19 protein-coding genes are annotated in these 19,484 nt (G+C 60.4%); 13 read left to right on the forward strand and 6 right to left on the reverse strand.

What is annotated here, in order from left to right; genetic code table 11:
- The first annotated feature begins 24 nt into the window (after positions 1 to 24).
- The 8 genes from LDN75_RS04605 (at position 25) to LDN75_RS04640 (ending at position 9,700) form a co-directional block, all read left to right on the forward strand.
- Complete coding sequence (locus LDN75_RS04605) at positions 25 to 846, forward strand: DNA/RNA non-specific endonuclease (RefSeq protein ID WP_223935991.1); 822 nt, start codon at positions 25 to 27, stop codon at positions 844 to 846.
- 265 nt (positions 847 to 1,111) lie between these two features.
- Positions 1,112 to 1,504, forward strand: a complete 393-nt coding sequence (locus LDN75_RS04610) for a hypothetical protein (RefSeq protein ID WP_223935992.1) — start codon at positions 1,112 to 1,114, stop codon at positions 1,502 to 1,504.
- Positions 1,505 to 1,559: 55 nt separating this feature from the next.
- The gene (locus LDN75_RS04615) at positions 1,560 to 2,432 is read left to right on the forward strand and encodes a hypothetical protein (RefSeq protein WP_223935993.1); all 873 of its coding nucleotides are present in this window, start codon (positions 1,560 to 1,562) and stop codon (positions 2,430 to 2,432) included.
- Between the two features lie 212 nt (positions 2,433 to 2,644).
- Entirely contained in the window at positions 2,645 to 3,586 is a 942-nt protein-coding gene (locus LDN75_RS04620; protein WP_223935994.1) for a peptidoglycan-binding protein, read from the forward strand.
- A gap of 2 nt (positions 3,587 to 3,588) precedes the next feature.
- Positions 3,589 to 5,565, forward strand: coding sequence for an ATP-binding cassette domain-containing protein (locus tag LDN75_RS04625; protein WP_223935995.1), 1,977 nt, complete (start codon positions 3,589 to 3,591; stop codon positions 5,563 to 5,565).
- A 111-nt stretch (positions 5,566 to 5,676) separates the two neighbouring features.
- Positions 5,677 to 6,765, forward strand: coding sequence for a peptidoglycan bridge formation glycyltransferase FemA/FemB family protein (locus tag LDN75_RS04630; RefSeq protein ID WP_223935996.1), 1,089 nt, complete (start codon positions 5,677 to 5,679; stop codon positions 6,763 to 6,765).
- Between the two features lie 105 nt (positions 6,766 to 6,870).
- Entirely contained in the window at positions 6,871 to 8,184 is a 1,314-nt protein-coding gene (locus tag LDN75_RS04635; protein ID WP_223935997.1) for a peptidoglycan bridge formation glycyltransferase FemA/FemB family protein, read from the forward strand.
- 28 nt (positions 8,185 to 8,212) lie between these two features.
- Complete coding sequence (locus LDN75_RS04640; protein WP_223935998.1) at positions 8,213 to 9,700, forward strand: threonine/serine exporter family protein; 1,488 nt, start codon at positions 8,213 to 8,215, stop codon at positions 9,698 to 9,700.
- 12 nt (positions 9,701 to 9,712) lie between these two features.
- On the opposite strand, the gene LDN75_RS04645 is transcribed toward LDN75_RS04640, so the two are convergent.
- Together LDN75_RS04645 and LDN75_RS04650 are read right to left on the reverse strand one after the other, a co-directional pair.
- Entirely contained in the window at positions 9,713 to 10,552 is an 840-nt protein-coding gene (locus tag LDN75_RS04645) for a siderophore-interacting protein (protein WP_223935999.1), read from the reverse strand.
- 52 nt (positions 10,553 to 10,604) lie between these two features.
- Positions 10,605 to 11,372: a uracil-DNA glycosylase gene (locus LDN75_RS04650; RefSeq protein WP_223936000.1), complete on the reverse strand. Its 768-nt coding sequence runs from the start codon at positions 11,370 to 11,372 to the stop codon at positions 10,605 to 10,607.
- A 132-nt stretch (positions 11,373 to 11,504) separates the two neighbouring features.
- On the opposite strand from LDN75_RS04650, the gene LDN75_RS04655 reads away from it, so the two are divergent.
- From LDN75_RS04655 to LDN75_RS04675, 5 genes are all read left to right on the forward strand, one after another.
- A complete protein-coding gene (locus LDN75_RS04655; RefSeq protein ID WP_223937482.1) occupies positions 11,505 to 11,816 on the forward strand; it encodes a DUF3263 domain-containing protein in 312 nt (103 codons plus the stop codon).
- Between the two features lie 48 nt (positions 11,817 to 11,864).
- The gene (locus tag LDN75_RS04660; protein WP_223936001.1) at positions 11,865 to 12,485 is read left to right on the forward strand and encodes a LytR C-terminal domain-containing protein; all 621 of its coding nucleotides are present in this window, start codon (positions 11,865 to 11,867) and stop codon (positions 12,483 to 12,485) included.
- Between the two features lie 190 nt (positions 12,486 to 12,675).
- The gene (locus LDN75_RS04665) at positions 12,676 to 12,879 is read left to right on the forward strand and encodes a cold-shock protein (protein ID WP_216926027.1); all 204 of its coding nucleotides are present in this window, start codon (positions 12,676 to 12,678) and stop codon (positions 12,877 to 12,879) included.
- Between the two features lie 312 nt (positions 12,880 to 13,191).
- Entirely contained in the window at positions 13,192 to 14,817 is a 1,626-nt protein-coding gene (gene groL, locus LDN75_RS04670) for a chaperonin GroEL (RefSeq protein WP_223936002.1), read from the forward strand.
- Between the two features lie 191 nt (positions 14,818 to 15,008).
- A complete protein-coding gene (locus LDN75_RS04675; RefSeq protein ID WP_223936003.1) occupies positions 15,009 to 15,980 on the forward strand; it encodes a ribonuclease HI family protein in 972 nt (323 codons plus the stop codon).
- Between the two features lie 152 nt (positions 15,981 to 16,132).
- Here LDN75_RS04675 and LDN75_RS04680 read toward each other — a convergent pair whose 3' ends face one another.
- The 4 genes from LDN75_RS04680 to LDN75_RS04695 form a co-directional block, all read right to left on the reverse strand.
- A complete protein-coding gene (locus LDN75_RS04680; RefSeq protein ID WP_223936004.1) occupies positions 16,133 to 16,423 on the reverse strand; it encodes a WXG100 family type VII secretion target in 291 nt (96 codons plus the stop codon).
- A gap of 138 nt (positions 16,424 to 16,561) precedes the next feature.
- Positions 16,562 to 18,007: a HAMP domain-containing sensor histidine kinase gene (locus tag LDN75_RS04685; RefSeq protein ID WP_223936005.1), complete on the reverse strand. Its 1,446-nt coding sequence runs from the start codon at positions 18,005 to 18,007 to the stop codon at positions 16,562 to 16,564.
- A 2-nt stretch (positions 18,008 to 18,009) separates the two neighbouring features.
- Complete coding sequence (locus tag LDN75_RS04690; protein ID WP_026543233.1) at positions 18,010 to 18,720, reverse strand: response regulator transcription factor; 711 nt, start codon at positions 18,718 to 18,720, stop codon at positions 18,010 to 18,012.
- 67 nt (positions 18,721 to 18,787) lie between these two features.
- Positions 18,788 to 19,420 (reverse strand): LysE family transporter, encoded by a 633-nt coding sequence (locus LDN75_RS04695; RefSeq protein ID WP_223936006.1) that lies wholly within the window; start codon positions 19,418 to 19,420, stop codon positions 18,788 to 18,790.
- Between the last annotated feature and the right edge of the window lie 64 nt (positions 19,421 to 19,484).

Consider the following 19,484-nt stretch of genomic DNA (forward strand, 5'->3'; position numbering starts at 1 on the left):
GGTCCCTAGTGCCATGCTGTATCCATGAGCGGGGGATACGACAAAGATTTTCTGCGGGCACGCGTTGAACTGCCCAGTCCGTCGGCAACGACGATTCTTTTGGACTACACACACTTTTCCGTGCGCTTCCGGGCTTCCCGGAAGCTCGCGGCGATTGTGGGTGTCAACATCAGCGGCGGGGAACTGAGCCCACTAGCCCGGGAAGGGACCTGGCATTTCGATGACAGGATCCCCAAAGAACAGCAGGCTGGCCCGGACGTCTACAAAAACAACGCGTTCGATCGCGGGCACTTGGTGCGTCGCCTGGATCCTGTCTGGGGCGACCCGGCCACGGCCAAGAAAGCCAACCAGGACACGTTCGCCTTTACCAATGCCGCACCACAAGTGGACGACTTCAACCAAGGCAAGGAACTGTGGGTAGGGCTCGAGGATCACGTCCTGGGCCACGCGGATGCACACGACGCCAAGCTCACCGTGTTCACCGGGCCCGTTCTTCTCGATGACGACCTCCCGTACAGGGGAGTACAGGTTCCGCGGAAATTCTGGAAAATCGCCGTGTGGACCAACGACGCCAAGCTGGCCGCCGCCGGGTTTGTCCTGGACCAATCGCCATTGCTGGGCAAAGTTGAACTGAAGAAAGCGATCGACCAACGGCTCCTGGAAGGCGAACCGCCGCCCCTGGGGCCGTTCCGGACCTTCCAAGTCCCCATCGGGCAGATCGCTGACCTTACAGGCCTGAGCCTCACCAGGCTGGCCAACGCGGATCGCCTGGTGAGCGGCCAGCGGGAACTCGGCAAGGAACCCAAGGCCATCAAGTTGGAGAGCGCTGACCAGATACGGCTGTAGGGGCGGGGCAGGGCAGGGCGGCGACTCGCTGGTGGGCACGCAAACCCCCTTTATAGGTGTCGAGGCCACGAGCTTCGTGACGCCGAAACGTCACAATTTCTCACAAATCTCTAAATATTTCTACTTTGAATATGAGAATCACCATCCCATTTGACGTTCAATCTTCAGATCGGTATTTTCGGTTCTGCTGGGGGGCGCCGTTGTCGATCGATTGGACAATGAACTTAGTCACCAGAATTCGATTCTAGAGAAATGGAATGGTGATATGAGGAGCATTGTCAAATTTCTGGCCGCAGCGGCCGTGGTAGTTCTCGTCTCAATCGGAGTGGGTGTTGGCTCCGCAAACGCTTGGGCCGATCAGACCTGCGCAAACGGTAAGGTTTGTTTGTTCCAGAGTTCAGTGTGGAACGGAACGAAATACTCTAACAACTATGCGGCAACTTACGTCGGTGACGCTGCCAACGATCCGACGTCAAACATCGTGGGATACACCACGAATCCAGCCTATAGGTACGTCATGTTCTACGAGCACCTGAACTTCGGTGGCAACTCTTTTTACATGAAGGAGGGGCAAGCAATTAGTTATCTGGCCGACATTGCCTATCCGGGTGGCGGTAACTGGGACAACCGCATCTCAAGTCATGACGAAGCATACTGATTCGGCCTAACACAACGTACACATCGAAGCGTACAGAACAGTTGAGGGATGCAAAATGGCGCGGTATCAACTGGGTGTGCTCGTGTTGGTAGTTGCATTGGCCGGATGCAGCGTCAATTCGCAGCATGACGGAGTGGATACCGCTTCCCTGCCCTCCGTGGATCGTGCAAAGTATTCCGGTGTCCACGCAAAACTTGATCCGGCGACTGCGAGCATTTCTTTGCCCATGGATGCTTATGAAGCGACGCCCGACGAATCAATGGTCATAACGGCAGCGAACATGTTTGTCATCGAAGAATGCATGAAGAAGGCTGGAGTCCCCATGCCGGAGAAGCACGGTGACCTTACAGTTAAAGCCGATCAGTCATATGGGGTTTGGGTTCCAGAACTTGCGGCAAATTACGGGTATGACAAGCCAATCATCCGTACGGTACCCGGCATTTATGATTCCAAAACGCGGGAATCAGCGGACGCAAACGTGAAGAAGTACTTTGAATGCGATAACTCCACAGTGGCCAGTCAGATACCTCCATTCCGTAGCAGAATCGCGGGCCAAGACTCACTGCTAACAAACATTAGCAATGACTCGAATGCATTATCTGAGCGGGATCCTGAGTGGAGCGAAGCTCGGAATGACTGGATTGCTTGCCTCAAAGAAGCCGGAATCTCAATGCGACAGGATTCTCCCGATGCCTGGGTGCCCTCATACCCTTCGGACAAGCAAGGCGAAATCAGGACAGCCGTACAAGATGCGAACTGCAAGCAGGAAACAAACGTGATGCAACGCATCATGGATATCCGAGCGCAGTACCAATCAGCCCTAATCGCCACCAATCAGGCCGCCATGAACCGGCTCGCGGAAGAGAAAACTGAGGCCCTGGCCAACGCGAGGACGATTCTGCGGCAACACGGCAAGGGCGGCGCTTGAGGCCCTTGGATCGAGACACGGTGGTTCAGGACGCGATAGTCAAGGTCCCGCGGGTTCCGCGGTTCCGGCGGATCATTGGCTTTTTGGCCATAGTGATGGCGGCAATGGCCGGTTCCTTTCTTGCCGGAAGCTACGTAAGGTCGCCCCAGTCGGCAGCCCTCGACTCCATTAACACCCCCATCCCAGTGACCGCCACAGTGGAGCGTAGAAGTTTGGCAAGCACACTCATCGTCCCGGGGAACTTGACCTCGGGAACGTCGGTTGGGCTCGCAGCATCAGTACCCCCAGGCACTGAACGCGCCGTCATCACGCGCGTGCTGGTTGCCGTTGGCGACAGCGTAAAGCCTGGAACGATCATTGCGACTGTGTCGGGGCGTCCTCTCATTGTCATATCGACTTCCGTGCCGCTGTATCGGGACCTGAAAGATGGTGACAACGGTCAAGACGCCTTGGCCTTGCAGAATTGGCTTGTGTCCATAGGGTATCGGCCCAGCAAAACCGGAGTATTTGATCAGTCCACCCAGGAAGCCGTGGCAGCCTTGTACCGTGACGTTGGTGAGTCAGCACCAAGGTCTGCCGACAAGAAGGTCATGGTCCGGTGGAGGGAGTTTGTTCAAATTCCTGGTGATGAGGGGTCGGTGACGAGCATCCCCGCCTCAGGAACAGTGCTGACGGACGAACTCTTGGTAGCTACGGTGCAAACCGCCCCGGACGTCGTTGTGGGACGGGCGTCCATTACGCAGGCGGAAGCTCTCACGGTTGGCCAGACCGTCCTGCTTGAAGCCGGAGGGTACAACGCCAAGGGCATCATTGAGAACATCGGGGTTTTTGACCAAGGCAATCCGGAAAAGGGGACGCTCCCCGGAATGGACATAATCGCCTCTGTTCCGGACGACCCCAACAAACCAAAGCCCGGTCAGCCTGTCTCGATAAACGTGAAGGAGGCTCCACAAGAGACATTGGCTGTTCCCCTGACCGCCATCAAACAGGATGATGCCGGTACATACGTGACTGTCCCACGTCCCAAATCGGACACCGGTGAAGGCACATCGGCAGGACGAGTTAATGTGACGGTGACGGGGCAGCGCGATGGCTGGGCTGCTTTGGCCGAGACATCGGAGCTGGAGCCTGGAACGTTCGTCGACGTATCGTGAACATGGCAAAGCCCCGAGGGATTCCCCTGCTCCGGTTGGAAGGTATCGGGCGCTCCTATGGAGGAGCGGATGTGCCCACCGCTGCCCTCCAAGACGTCAATCTTGAGATTTGTGAGGGTGATTTTGTTGCGATCATCGGCCCCTCAGGATCAGGCAAGTCAACGCTCCTGAACATTCTTGGACTGTTGGACCGTGCATCAGAGGGCACATACTTCATCAACGGTGCCGATGTGTCACGGATGGCAGAGAAGCAACGCGACTTGTTGCGATCCCGGATGTTTGGGTTTGTCTTCCAAGCCTCACATGTGATGTTGGATGAATCATCAGCACGGAATGCGGCGCTCGGCCTCCGTGTCCAAGGTGTCCGGCACGTTGAGCGGGAGTTGCAGGTGACCCAGGCCCTGGGTCGGGTTGGGTTGCTGCACAGGACGGACGTGCCCGGCAAGAACCTCTCTGGAGGGGAGAGGCAACGTCTTGCCTTAGCGCGGGCCCTCGCGACCAAGCCCAGGATCCTGTTTGCAGACGAGCCGACGGGAAACCTGGACAGTGTCAATACCCAGAGTGTCATCGCAGATCTCAGAGCCTTGAATCAGACCGGCGTGACCGTCGTCGTCATAACGCATGATCCGATCGTCGCCGCCGCTGCAAACCGCCAGGTCGTTATCAACGACGGACGGTTGGAACAGCCCGATGCACGGAGTTCCCAGGGCCCGGCTCGTCATGAGCCAAGGGGTGGGCGCCCGGATTCAGCTGAAATTCTCTCCGGCGCCCATTTTGGGCGACGGGTCAATCTATTGGCGGATGACGTCTATGATGCATTGGCGTCCCTTACCTCCAGGACAGGTAAGGCACTGCTGCTCATTCTGGCGTTCATGCTGGGATCGGGTGGACTGGTTGCCTCGGTAGGGCTTAGCCAAAGCGCCTCCGCGCAGGTTTCCGAGCGCTTGGCCGAAGCCGCGTTGGATGAACTGCAGGCATCGAGGAGTCCCTCGGGGGCCCAACCCGGGAACCCTGACCTCGCAGGTTTGCGAGCTCAGCAGAAGAAAATAGCGGCTCTTCACGGAGTCGTCGCGGTTGGTTTGCGCGTTGAGATGGCGACTTCCGAATTTCGACCCACACGCTTTCGGCCAACCATGGGGATCCAGGAGGACGACTTCGCAGGATCACTCTTGGCCGCGGATTCCACGTTTCTGGAACTTAGCCAAGCCGTAGTTGAGCCAGCCTCTGCGCTATCTCTTTTGGACGAGTCCTTTGGAAAACCAGTGGCAATAGTGGGGCATGAGACTGCCACGCGTTTGGGGATTCCTTCTGCGGGTCCAGGCCAGAAGATTTGGATCGGTGGGCAGCCAGTTCCAGTCGTGGGCATACTCCACCAAACCGGAAGGAACCCGGTTCTTGCGGACAGCATCATCCTGGGGATGGGGGCCTACCCATCCGCTGCTTCCGACAATCCTGTGTTTGTGGTCCGCACCCTCCCTGGATTTCCAGCGCCACTGGCGGATGTGATCCCCTTAGCCCTCGACGCAGCCCACCCCGAGCACTTCACAGTCAATACGGTGGCCGATCTGCGTTCGCTCCGAAGAGGAGTCAACAATGATTTGGGCGTATTGATAAGTGTCATCTCCTGGGTGTTGCTGGCTCTTGCCTGCCTGAGCGCAGCTACGTCCATGTATTTGACCGTGCAAACACGGAGACCGGAGATCGCTCTCCGTAGAGCCCTCGGTACGAGCCGCATGAGCATCGGCCGGATGTTTATCCTTGAGGGCTTGCTTGTGGGATTGGGCGGCGGCTTGGCTGGGGGAGCGGTGGGGGTGCTGGCCGTTGTGGCGTTTTGCCTGAGCCAGGAGTGGACTCCGGTGCTGGGGCCTGAATCAGTGTGGACCGGAGTCATTGCCGGGGCAGCTACTGGTGTTCTTTCTGCGTTGTATCCCGCTATTGCGGCGTCCAGAGCGGATCCGGCCCAGGCTATTCGCGCCTAGTTCCAATTGCCAACCGCTGGCGAGTCGGGCTATTTTTCCCGGCCCGATAGACTTGGGGCTGCATGTCCGCATGCGCACCCAGCTTTTGAACACTGCACCAAACCCCTGAGATTGGACACGGCCACCTTGCGAGAATTTACCGCCCGCTTTGCCACCGCCGAGGAAATCGATAACTGGGACAAGCACGTCACAGCCAACCCCAATGGCGGCAACATGCTGCAGTCGGACGCCTATGCGGCAGTCAAGGATGGCAACGGCTGGTTGGTTCGCCGCCTGGTTCTGGAGACCTCCGAATATTCCAGCTACAACTTGCTTCTTGAGAAGAAGTTCCCCATCCTGGGCCGGCTGTGGTACCTGATCAAGGGTCCGGACGCCGCCTCTGTGGATGACATCAACCCCATGCTGACCGCAATCGCTGCGCTGGCACGTGAACAGAAGATGAACGTCTTCACCATCAAGATTGAGCCCGACGTCGTGGAGTCGCCTGAGGTAGCGGCTCAACTCAAAGCAGCGGGTTTGGTCAAGGCGCCAAATATCCAGTCCAACGACTCAACAGCGCTGCTGGATATCTCGGCCCCTGCCAATGAGGTGCTGCGGAGCATTTCATCGCGTGCACGCAATGCTGTCCGCAGGGCAGAACGTGAAGGATGCGAAGTTATCCCAGCTGAGCCCGGCGAGAAGACCTACCGCAAGCTCTACGCACTGATGCAGGACACCGTGAACGCCAAGGGCGCGATGCCGCTGCGGAGCTATGACTACTACTCCCGTTTCTGGCACGAGTTCTGCAGCCGTGGGCAGGGACACTTCTTCTTTGTCTACGAGGACGGCGCACCCAGCGTCGGCGCTTTCGTCATCAACTATGGCTCCAAGGCCACATACAAGGATGGCGGCTCCACGCAGAACCGTAAGCAATACGGTGACTCGCATTTGGTCCAGTGGGCGGCCATCCAGCGGATGCAGGAGTTGGGCTGTGTTGAGTACGATTTCTGTGGAACGCCACCTGCCGCCCGGATCAAGGACAAGACCCACCCGTTGTTCGGCATGGGCTTGTTCAAGACGAGTTTCACCAAGACCGTTACGGACTTCGTGGGCTGCTACGACCTTGTCCTGGGGTCCATCCGCCACAAGCTCTGGCTCAAGGGTGCGGAGCGTATCTTCCGCCGGTTGGAGACTATGCGCACCGGCGGACAGTTCTACTGAGAATCCGCACCACCCCAAACTTCAAGGCCCGCCCCGGCCACCAACGGGTGCAAATCTATCTAGGTGAGGTAATTTCTTTTGACTCCGATTGAGGCTGGAACCGACATGGAATTCGTGATTCTCAGTGACGCTGATTTCGAGACATTCGCCAAGGGACACCCGCACGGCAGCTTCATCCAGTCCATGGAGCTGACGCGATTCCAGCGTGCCCGTGGGCAGGAAGTGGAGCTCTTTGGCGTGACCCGCGGTGGCACCCTGATCGCCGCCGGAAAGCTCGTTTACACCGCAAACCGCTTTGGCTACAAGGCCTGCGACTGCGCAAAGGGACCCCTGATGGACTACAGGGATCCCGCCGTGGTGCAGTTCGTCGTCGAGCAGTTGAAGAAGCGCGCGGCCTCGAAGAAGGCTGCTGAGCTGCGCATCTCACCCAACGTCAAGTACATCGCCCGGGACGAGGACGGGGCGGAGCACCCGGAGGTGGAGGACAACCGTCCACTGCTGAAGGAACTGGCGGGACTTGGCTTCAAACACCAGGGCTTTGACATGAATTTCGCGAACATTAACTGGATGTTCGTCAAGAAGCTGGACGGGATCGCTGATTCCGAAGAGCTCATCATGGGCATGAACTACCGCACGCGCAAGGCCATCCGGAAAGCCGAAAAGAATGGCGTTTACCTGGAACAGGCCACGCTGGAAACCTTGGACGATTTCTACAACGCGCTGAGCACCGCTGGTGATGAAAAGGGATTTACGTACCGCGAGCGTGAGTACTACGAGCAACTACTCCGCAACACCTCGGATGAGTTCACCAAGCTCATGATGGCCAAGATCAACATCCCCGAATACAGGGCCTCGATCACGGAGCGCCTGGATGCCGAATCCAAGACGCTCGCGGACCTCAAGCGAGAGGTGGAGGAAACCGGGAGCAAGAAGAAGGCCAACCGCGTCAAGGTTGTCCAGGATCTCGTGGATAGTTACGAGCGGAGCCTCAAGGACATCGAACGCTTCCCCGACTCCGTGGGCGTGGCTACCGTAGCGGCGATCCACTTCGCTTGCTCCGGCGATGAAGTCGTATGCGTCATCGGCGGCACCGTCCAGGATTACATCTACTTCAACGGTGCTACGTCCCTGTATTGGGGCATGATGTTGCACGCGCTGAACAACGGCTACTCGCGCTACAACTTCTACGGCACGTTTGGTATCCAGGGCCAGGACGAGACCGGCCACGGCGGCTACGAATTCAAGAAGGGCTTTGGCGGCGAGGTAGTCCAACTGGTGGGAGACTTCGTGGCGCCGGTGAATCCGGTAATCTTCACCGCTTACCAGGCGGTCAGGAAGCTTGCAGGTGCCGCCAAGACGGTACTGGCAAAATTGCCGGAGCGCGGAAACCTGCTGAGGAAATTCCGGGGGAAGAACTAATCAAAGAAAGCCAAGGGAGGAACACTGCGTGACTGATCGCCCTGAGGGCTCCGGCGGCAGGCCTCACACTGACGGCTTGCCCAAGACCCAGCCGATGCGGCCATCGCAAATCCGGCAGAACGCCAATGCCAAGCGCATGCTGATGCGCTTGGTGCAAGGCGATAGCCCGCCCACCGCCCCCATGAACATCGTGGACCGGCTCGCGGGTAGTCCCTACGCCAACCCGACCATCCAAGTTCTCGGCGTAGACGCCTCAGCGCGTAAGACCATCGACTTCGCCTTGCATCTGGCCGAAGTCATGTTCCGCTACGGCGCAGGGGCCCTTGAAGTTGAGACAAGCATGATTGCCGTGACCGCGGCCCTTGGCTTGAAGAACGTTGAAGTGGACATCACCAACCAGTCGGTGGCCATCAATTATGCGCCGAAGGACCAGACACCGATCACGCTGTTACGGGTGGTCCGCTCGTGGACGAATAACTACGCGGGCCTCGCCCAAGTGCATCAACTGGTTACGGACATTGTGGCCGGGGGAGTGGGCCGCGACGAAGCAGTTCGTCGATTGAATGACATCGTCCGCAGCGCCAAGCCGTTCCCTCGGTGGATGGTCACTGTGGCGTTCGCTGTGTTCGCCGCGGTGTTCGTGGGCGTCCTGGGCGGTGGTCCTGGCGCGTCAGCCCTGGCCTTTGGCTCCAACTTGCTGATCAGTTTGGTTGCACGGCAACTGAGCCGGTGGCGCACTCCGGACTTCTTCATCACCATGGCGTGCTCGTTCCTGGTCACGTTCATCGCCCTGATGCTGCGTTGGGCCGGTGCTGACATTGCTCCGTCCATTGTGGTTGCGGGCGGAATCCTCTTGTTGCTTCCGACGGGCAGGCTTGTGTCTTCCGTGCAGGACGCGATTAACGGCTTCCCCGTAACGGCTGCCGGACGGTTCCTCTCCACGCTGCTCACCTTCGGCGCGATCGTCGCTGGCATCGCCGTTGCCGTCGTGGTCGGGACCCTCATGGGCAGCGAAGTCCTGGACGTCACCAAAACATTCCCGGATGCGTATCCTTTGTGGGGCCAAACCATTCTGATTGCCATCGCGGTAGTTGCTATCGGCGTCACCGAACAGACCCAGATGCGACTGTTACTCCCGACGGCGGCAGTCGGCCTGGTTGGCTTCTTCGTCTTGTGGGGGGCTACTACCGCCGGCTTTGGGGACCGCTTATCGCCGGCAGTTTCGGCGGTGGCAATCGGCCTCCTCGCTCGGGTAGTGGCGCTGAAGCTTGGTGCTCCCCAACTGGTGGTTGCCGTTCCGGCCGCGCTCATCCTGCTACCGGGCCTGACCATATTCCGTTCAATGTATGTATTGACCATCGAGGAAGCGGACATTCTCCAGGGTGCCGGGGGCATGCTCAACGCAGGCGCGATTGTCCTGGGAGTGGCAGCAGGAATCGTGCTCGGCGACAACCTCGCGAGGCCACTGACCAAGGGACTGTCCAGTAACGAGCGACGCCGGGTGAGGCGCCGCTAGATCTGCCCGCCGCTAGATCTGCCCTACGGGGAGCTTCTTCTCGGCCTGGAAAACTTCCTCAACCCGGCCCTGTGCCCAGTACCCGGACAGTGAAACCTGCGAACGCTCCAGGCCCCGCTGGCCGAAGAAGATCTCCCGCAGGCCCTTCATGTAGCCCCGTTCGCCATGCGCAAAGACGTCTACGCGGCCGGGGAGCCACTGCAGTTCGCGAAGTGCCTCAAGCAGCAGCTCGCTTGATCCGGCTGGTACTCCGTTGCGCTGCAGCCAATGGAGTTCCACGCCGGCAGGAGCAGAAATAGGCAGGATGTCCTCCGCGCTGTCCACCTCGAGGAACGCATGTCCACGGGCATCCGTGGCGAGCGACTCTACGCAGGCTGCGATGGCTGGAATCGCGGCGTCGTCGCCGGCGAACAGGTGCCAATCGGCGTCGGGCGCGGGGTTGTAGGCACCGCCGGGGCCGGTAAAAATCAGCGGGTCGCCGGGTTCCGCCGCAGCTGCCCAGGGCCCGGCCAGGCCTTCGTCGCCATGGACGACGAAGTCGATCGCCAGCTCCTGCGTTTCAAGGTTCACCCAGCGGATGGTGTACGTCCGTGTGTGGGGCCATTGCCCGCGAGGCATGGTTTCGCGGATGGCCCACAGGTCCAGGGGAAGTTGGTAGTCAACACCCTGCTGGGGGAACACGATTTTGACGTACCGGTCCACATAGTCGTTGTTCGCGTAGTCGCTGAACCCTGGGCCACCGGCGACGATCCGCACCATGTGGGGTGAGAGCCATTCTTTGCGCAGGACAGTCAGGTTGACCTGCGGGCGCGTGTTCCGGGTAGCGGACGAAGTAACGGGTAGGGCAGCCATGTAGGCAAGCCTAAGCTAATTCGTCGGGTGCCACCTCGGTATGAGTCGAAGGTTACAAGATGGGTAGTTCCCAATTGACGGGCTCTGCGCCCTGTGCCGACAACAGTTGGTTGGTTCGGCTGAACGGCTTGGAACCAAAGAAACCACGGGATGCCGAAAGGGGACTAGGGTGCACCGAAGTGATTGCCGGTGTGCCATCCAGCAGCGGCGTGACCGCTTCGGCGTCCTTCCCCCACAGAATCGCTACCAGGGGGCTCCGGCGTCCTGCACCGTCGGTGCGATGGGCTACCGCCCTGACGGCCGCCGTCGTGATTGCCTCCCAGCCTTTGCCCCTGTGTGATCCGGCGCTTCCTGCCGCGACGCTCAGGACGCGGTTCAGCAGCAGGACGCCTTGATCCGTCCATGCTGTGAGGTCGCCATGGATACGTGGGGGGAGCCCGAGGTCGTCCTGGAGTTCACGATAGATATTCGCCAGGCTCCGGGGGATGGGCCGCGTGTGCCGTGAAACGGCAAAGGAAAGCCCGACGGCGTGTCCCGGCGTTGGGTAGGGATCCTGGCCGAGGATCAGTACTTTGACGTCAGCCAGTGGTCGTCGGAAAGCCCGGAGGAGGTCCGTAGCTGCAGGAAGGACTTGGATGCCTTGGTCAGACTGAGCTGCAACAAATGCCAGGGCTTCACGGAGTTGTCCTTCCACGGGCCGTAACGCGTCCGCCCAATCCTCGGCCATCAACTCTTCCAAGGGCAGGTCAACAAGCTCGTCGAAGCCCGGATCGGCCACGCCGGCAGGTTCCAGGTCAAACAGTGCATCTTCGCCAGTCACCTAGTTATTGTCTCCTCCATGGCATCGGCGGTGCGAATGACAGCGTTGTTATTCGCCCGTAACATGGGGGTAGGACATTTTCCCCCAACCAGCGTCAAGGAGTGTGCCGTGGCAGAACCCGCGCCGGAACCAATGGCGCCGCAGGCTACCGGTTTGGCCCTTGAAGACCTGGCGGCCGGGACCCGCAGCGACTCACCTTTGAGCGACCGTGACCAACAAATGTTGGCTTTGGAGCGGCAATGGTGGAAGTATGCAGGCGCCAAGGAACAGGCCATCCGGGAGATGTTCGATCTCTCCGCCACACACTATTACCAGATCCTGAACGCACTTATCGATACCGAGGATGCGTTGGCCCACGATCCCATGCTTGTGAAGAGATTGCGTAGACTACGTACGTCGCGCCAACGTGCGCGGACAGCGCGGCGCTTGGGGTCCGACGCGTAAATCGCCAGGCTGATCGTCAGCAGCAACCAGCAAGGACAACGCTTCACCATGACCAAATTTGCCAAGGATGAATTCGACCGGGTCCCACAGAACAGCTCCCGGCAGGGCGTGCATCGCGACGCCCAGGAGACAGTCCGTCCCAATTTATGGCCGGTCCTGACCGTTGGAGCCGTGGCCCTGGTGCTGGGACTCGTGGCTTTCCTGATACTTCCGCGGCTTGGCTTGGTGGCCCCTGGCGCGTCCACAAGCGTTTCGACGCCGGCGCCCCAGCAGAGCGAAACCTCCCCTTCTGCTGCACCGACCGAATCAAGCAACGCTCCCATCGCTTCCGGTGAGCCGAGCCCGGGGACGACGCCTTCAGCCGAACCTTCCGGAACCCCTTCCTCTGCGCCGGTGGACAAGACGGTGGCTGTGGCCGTTTACAACGGCACGGCTACGGCTGGACTCGCCAGCCGCGTCGCGGGCCTCGTACAAGGCGATGGCTGGGCGTTGGGAACCGTGGGGAACTGGGGCGGCCTCCCGCAGCAGTCCTCCGTGGTCTTCTACAACGTTCCAGGGCAGAAGGCCAACGCAGAGGCGCTGGGGAAGCTCCTCGGTATCACCGCGGTTGTTGAATCGACTGAAATACAGCAGCCGCTGGTAGTTGTTGTGGGACCTGGCTACCAGTAATTCCGCTGACTTCCGGCTGTTTTTCAGTGGGTTTCAGGCCCGAAAGCCGCAACTCGGTTAAGCCTCAATAACAAAAGTCATGGTGGGACCCTGCACAGCAGCGCTTGGATAGTGACTGTGGTTACAGTGGATTGATTCCGGTCCGGAGATCCCGGCAACCGGTCTTGGCTACTGCGAAAGTGTGGGCATCATGGCTTTGGGAACCGTCAAATGGTTCAACGCCGAAAAAGGGTACGGCTTCATCACTGTGGATGACTCCGGGGACGACGTCTTCGTGCACTGGTCTGCCATTCAAATGGAAGGCTTCCGAGCCCTGGAAGAAGGCCAGCGGGTGGAGTTTGAATTGGGCGAAGGCCAGAAGGGTCCGCAGGCTGAAAGCGTCCGCGTCGCATAGTTCCTACGCCGGTCACGTCAGCTAACGGCTGAAACCCCTTTGTTTATAGCTCAAAGTGGCGCCTCTGCTTGCACTCTCCCCGGTCGAGTGCTAATTATTGATTTAGCACTCCTACGCTTCGACTGCTAACTCCGGCCCGGCTTAAGCCGGCGGCGGACGGCTCTCGGAACGGAGGAGGATCAAGAAACACCTTGGTGGGGTGAGGTCCGGAGCGCGGGGCATACAGAGGCCGCAAGCAAAGGACCGTCCGTCGCGGGCACCCTATCTGACAGGTTCCTTCTTAACGACTGTCCCGAAAGGACTACCGCCGTTATGGCCAAGATCATTGCATTTGATGAAGAGGCACGCCGCGGCCTCGAGCGGGGCCTGAACATCCTCGCCGACGCCGTCAAGGTCACCCTCGGCCCGCGTGGACGCAACGTCGTCCTCGAAAAGAAGTGGGGCGCCCCCACGATCACCAACGATGGCGTTTCCATCGCCAAGGAGATCGAGCTGGACGATCCTTACGAGAAGATCGGTGCAGAACTGGTCAAGGAAGTTGCCAAGAAGACGGATGACGTCGCTGGCGACGGTACCACCACCGCTACGGTTCTCGCCCAGGCACTGGTCAAGGAAGGCCTGCGCAACGTTGCCGCCGGCGCCGACCCCCTGTCCCTGAAGCGCGGCATCGAGAAGGCCGTTGAGGCCGTCATCACCGAGCTGCTCGCCTCCGCCAAGGAGATCGAGACCAAGGAAGAGATCGCAGCCACGGCTTCCATCTCCGCCGGTGACCCGGAAATCGGCAGCCTGATCGCCGAAGCCCTGGACAAGGTGGGCAAGGAAGGCGTTATCACGGTCGAGGAATCCAACACCTTTGGCCTGGAGCTCGAACTCACCGAAGGCATGCGCTTCGACAAGGGTTACATCTCCGCTTACTTCGTCACCGACGCTGAGCGCCAGGAAACGGTCCTTGAGGACCCGTACATCCTGATCGTCAACTCCAAGATCTCCAACGTGAAGGAACTCGTCACGGTTCTGGAGAAGGTCATGCAGTCCAACAAGCCGCTGCTGATCATCGCCGAAGACATCGAGGGCGAGGCCCTGGCCACCCTGATCGTCAACAAGATCCGTGGCACCTTCAAGTCTGTGGCCGTCAAGGCTCCGGGCTTCGGTGACCGCCGCAAGGCACAGCTCGCCGACATCGCCATCCTCACCGGTGGCCAGGTCATCTCGGAAGAGGTTGGCCTCAAGCTGGAGAACGCTGGCCTGGAGCTCCTCGGTACCGCCCGCAAGGTTGTTGTTACCAAGGACGAGACCACCATCGTTGAAGGTGCCGGCGACGCCGACCAGATCGCTGGCCGTGTTGCCCAGATCCGTGCCGAGATCGAGAACTCCGATTCCGACTACGACCGCGAGAAGCTGCAGGAACGCCTGGCCAAGCTGGCCGGCGGCGTTGCAGTCATCAAGGCCGGTGCCGCAACCGAAGTTGAGCTCAAGGAACGCAAGCACCGCATTGAGGACGCTGTCCGCAACGCAAAGGCTGCCGTTGAAGAAGGCATCGTTGCTGGTGGTGGCGTTGCCCTCATCCAGGCCGGTGCCAAGGCCTTCGCCAACCTCACCCTGCAGGGTGACGAGGCAACAGGTGCCAACATCGTCAAGGTTGCCATCGACGCTCCGCTCAAGCAGATCGCTTTCAACGCTGGCCTCGAGCCGGGCGTTGTTGTCGACAAGGTTCGCGGCCTGCCTTCCGGCCACGGCCTGAACGCTGCCACGGGTGTTTACGAAGACCTGCTGGCTGCCGGCGTCAACGACCCCGTAAAGGTCACCCGCTCGGCCCTCCAGAACGCTGCTTCCATCGCTGGTCTCTTCCTGACCACCGAGGCCGTAGTTGCCGACAAGCCTGAGAAGAACGCTCCGGCTGCCGGTGGCGACGACATGGGCGGCATGGGCGGCTTCTAAGCCTCCTGCGCTAAGCCACGCTACACAGCAAACGACGGCGGTCCACACCTTCGGGTGGGGGCCGCCGTCGGCGTTAAGAACCAAGTAGGGGACAGATCGGGCTCTTATGAGGGCCCGTAGCGACAGGTGCTGTCCCCCAGTTGGGTGTTATCAGGCTTTCAGTGTCTGTGTGGTCTGGCAGGATTGAATGCATGACGATTATTGCTGCCGCCGATGGCTCTGCCCTCGGCAATCCTGGGCCGGCCGGATGGGCCTGGTACGTTGATGACTCCTGTTGGCGCGCAGGGGGCTGGCCACACGGCACCAACAACATGGGCGAGCTGATGGCCGTCCTGGACCTGTTCCGCTCCACGGCCCACGTGCCCGACGAAGAACTGCTGATCCTGTGCGACAGCCAATACGTCATCAACTGCATCACTAAGTGGATGCCAGGGTGGAAGCGGAAGGGGTGGCGCAAGGCTGACGGCAAGCCCGTCCTGAACGTGGACCTGCTCAAGGACATCGACCAAGCAATCGTGGGGCGCAAATACACGTTTGAATGGGTTAAGGGCCATGCCGGCCACGACCTCAATGAGGCAGCAGACGAGCGCGCACGCGCGGTGGCCACCGCCTTCCAGCAGGGTACGGCAGCCCCAAGCGGACCGGGCTTTGCGGGGGCAGGTCCAGTCTTGGCCCAGCCTGTTCCTGCCACAGCGGCCAGGGCCGTGCGCAGCTTCCAACCCCACTCGGAACCCACGCTGTTTGGAGAGTCGGGCATCTTCGGCCAGCCGGACCTTTTCAGTGAACTGGACGAGGACGCTTCCACCCAGGAACTGCCTGCGGAGGAAATCGTGGTTGCCTTGGAGCGCGAGCTCCTGCGCCCCGATGTACGCACGGACATCGGCAGGATCGGAGTATTGCTTCATCCTGACTTTGCCGAGATTGGCAGTTCTGGTCGCTTCTGGACCCGTGATGCCATGATGGTCGCCCTTGAGGAGGATCCCGGCGAGCCTATTGAACTGGAAGTCCTTAGCGCCGACCGCCTGAATGAGAACACTATCTTGCTCAACTACCGAAGTTTCGCGCACTCCGGTTCGGCCCTCCGCAGTTCCGTTTGGCTGCTGGACCGAGGACAGTGGCGGCTCCGATTCCACCAAGGCACCCCTGAAACTGACCTCGCATGAACCACAGTGCCCTGGGAAGTACGAGGTAGGTGAAAAGCCTTGACCCGGCCGGCCTTGATGACCTGCGGGGCGGCTGCACAGGGGGAAGACAGCCGGCCCCGCAGGAGCTTTAGGTGAAGCTGGACCTCGTGTGTAGCTGGAGCACGGAATCCCTAGTAGGCGAAGCGTTGGGTGTTGCCCTGCTCCACTTCGAGGTAGCTCGCTGCGGCCGAGGCTAAAGCCATGTTGATGGAAGCCAGCGAGGCCTCGACCTTGTTTTGCGTCAAGGACCATTCAAGGACAAGAGACTGGAAGTTGGTGGCAGCTGAGCCTTTCCAGGTGGCCTGAAGCTCATCCAGTCCGTGTTTCATGGACAGTACGTCCGTGCTGATGCGATCAACGGTTGCTTTGACGTTGGACGACTTGAGCTGAAGGAGCTCAGTGTCGACGGAAATGACGCTCATGGGTGATGCCTTTCGACGATGATGTTCCGCTGCTCGCGGCGGTGTGCGTGGCCACAACATCGAGCCTAGGCAGCCGCCTGTGGCCGGGGAACAACCATTCGTCGCTATGTGGATAACAGCAATACTGGGGCACCAGCGCTACTTGGATAACAGCTCGGCGGGTTCCTCGTGGAACGGAAGGCTGACCACCAAAGTTGCGCCGCCGCCGTCGGTCTCCTTTACACGGACGCTGCCCCCGTGGGAGCCAACAATGGCAGCCACAATTGCCAGACCCAGGCCACTGCCGCCGGTCTCTCGGGTGCGCGAGGTATCGGCACGGTAGAAGCGTTCAAAGATCTTGTTGGTCTCCGCCTCCGGAATGCCGGCGCCGTGATCGCGGATTTCGATGACCGAAAATGCGCCTTCAGGAGTGGTCCGGACACCAACTGCGAGTTCTATGGGGCTGCCGTCGGGCGTGTACCGCAGCGCGTTGCCAACCAAGTTGCCTAAAACCTGCCGGAGCTTGGCCTCGTCCCCTTGGACGGGCGCTGGAGTGGGGGTTGTTCCGTCAAGTCCGATCAGCGTAATTGTCCGGTCGCCGGATGAGGCTTTGGTATCCACCACGGCGTCGTAGGCCAACAACTGGAGGTCCACCGGTTTGAGCTGCAACGGCCGTTGCTCGTCCAGCCGGGCCAACAGCAGCAGGTCCTCCACCATGGAACCCATCCGCTTGGCTTCGCTTTCGATTCTGCCCATGGCCGTGGCGACGTCTTCGGGGGTTGCCAGCGCGCCGTGGCGGTAAAGCTCCGAGAAACCTCGAATGGTGACCAAAGGAGTCCGGAGCTCGTGGGAGGCATCCGCAGCGAAGCGGCGCATCCGCGCTTCCGACGCGGCGCGCGCCGCGAAGGAAGCCTCAATGTGGGCCAACATAGCGTTCAACGAACCGCCAAGCCTGCCCACTTCTGTGTTGGGGTTGTCGATTTCCACGCGTCGGGAGAGATCGCCCGCCGCGATGGCTGCAGCAGTCTTCTCCACGCGCGCCAAGGGCCTGAAGGATCGTGCCACGGTCCATGTAGCGATGAAGAACGCCAGCACCAAGGTCAGCAGGCCAACGCCCACCACTACCAGGACGGCGTGTTCCATTACTTTGTCTACAGGCGTCAGGGGCAGGCCGATAATCACCACGCCGTTCTGCCCGTTGGCGACGACGCCCACGGCTACGACGCGCCAGTTGCTGCCAGCTGTGCCATTGACTTGGAATGGGGCGTTCCCGCGGACTTTCGCCTCCGCCGGCGTGATGTTCGCGATCGCAGGGCGGTCACTCTGCAGGCCGCCGAATTGGTATGGCGACAGCCCCGGAACGTACAGGGTGAGCGAGTAGTCGGTGGGCACGGCGGGATTCGGCTCGGACAGCTTGTCGAATGACTGCTGGTCCTGGGCCAGCGCGACGGCGGCCTTGAGTTTATCGTCCACCTGACCCTGCAGGTAGCTCTTGACGAGCGTCAAAGTGCCGGCCCCCGTCGCCGCCAGCGCAAGGAGGAGCAGTCCCATGATGATGGCGACGAGCTGCGACCTCAGGGACGCCGATTTCCAGCGTTGCAGCAAGGTCAGCGCTTCTCTGCCGTTCGCAGCACGTAGCCCACTCCGCGCTTGGTTTGGATGAGGGCTGCGGCATCGGGGTCGATGTCCACCTTGCGGCGAAGGTAGGAGATGTAGGACTCCACGATCGAGGCGTCACCGTTGAAGTCGTATTCCCAGACGTGGTCCAGGATCTGTGCCTTGGAGAGAACACGGTTGGGGTTCAGCATGAGGTATCGCAGGAGCTTGAACTCGGTGGGGGAGAGTTCAATCACGGTGCCACCGCGGCGGACCTCGTGGGCGTCGTCGTCGAGTTCGAGGTCGTCTACGCGGATCACGGCGTCGTCGTCTTCCAGCGGCTGCGTGCGGCGGAGTACGGCGCGGATGCGGGCCACCACTTCGTCCAGGCTGAAAGGCTTGGTGACGTAATCGTCCCCACCCACTGTTAGGCCCGTGACCTTGTCCTCGGTGTCATCCTTCGCTGTGAGGAACAAGACGGGGAAGTGTTTGCCTGCAGCGCGGAGCCGGCGCGTGACTGTGAAGCCGTCCATGTCCGGCAGCATCACGTCCAGGACAGCCAGGTCAGGGGCATGGAGATCGGCCGCGGCGAGGGCTTCGCGACCATTGGATGCGGCAACGACCTCGAAACCTGCAAACCGCAGGGACGTGGAGAGAAGCTCGCGGATGTTGGGTTCGTCGTCGACGACAAGGAGCTTGGCTTCGGGGCCGTTCTTTTTCATGACATCCATGATGCTCCCAGTTTCTGTGAGTTATCTGGATGCTTGGTGTGAGCGGACTGCGTGCCCCCTACGCTCCCAGCGCGAGCCCGGCGCCGAGGGCCGCCATGGTTACGGCAATGCCTCCGTCCAGGAAGCGCCACGACGCTGGTCGGGCAAAGAAGCCCCTCAGGAAGCGGGCTCCGAAGCCGAGCGAGCAAAACCACAGCATGCTTCCCAGCATCGCCCCGGCGCCGAACCACCACTGCAACGAGGTCCCCTGCGCACTCGCCAGCGAACCCAGCAGGGCGATGTCGAGGTATACATGGGGGTTGAGCCAGGTCAGGGCCAGCACGGTGGTCACGGCGGCCGCGAGGCCGCGCTTCGCGCCGCCGTCGTTCGCTGTCCCCGCTGCGGTCAAGGCTTGCGGACGTAAGGCCCGGCGCGCCGCCATGATGCCGTAAACGACAAGGAACGCTGCGCCGATGTATCGAAGGACGACGACGGCGAGCGGCGCCGCCGTGATCAGCGCTCCAGTGCCGAGTACCCCGGCTGCGATCAGGATCGCGTCGGACAACGCGCAGACCGCGACGATGGCGCCGATATGTTGGCCAAGGATTCCTTGCCGAAGCACGAAGGCGTTTTGCGCGCCGATGGCAACGATAAGGGCCAGGCCGGTGGCCAGGCCGAGGCCTGCGGACGTAAGGATGTCAGTAGAAGTCACATATCGACGCTAAGTTCATGAGCTTCCTTAGACCAGCTAAAGATTCTGTTGCCCCGTAAGATTT

Origin of the sequence: Arthrobacter sp. StoSoilB5, assembly GCF_019977235.1 — a bacterium.
Classification (GTDB): domain Bacteria; phylum Actinomycetota; class Actinomycetes; order Actinomycetales; family Micrococcaceae; genus Arthrobacter.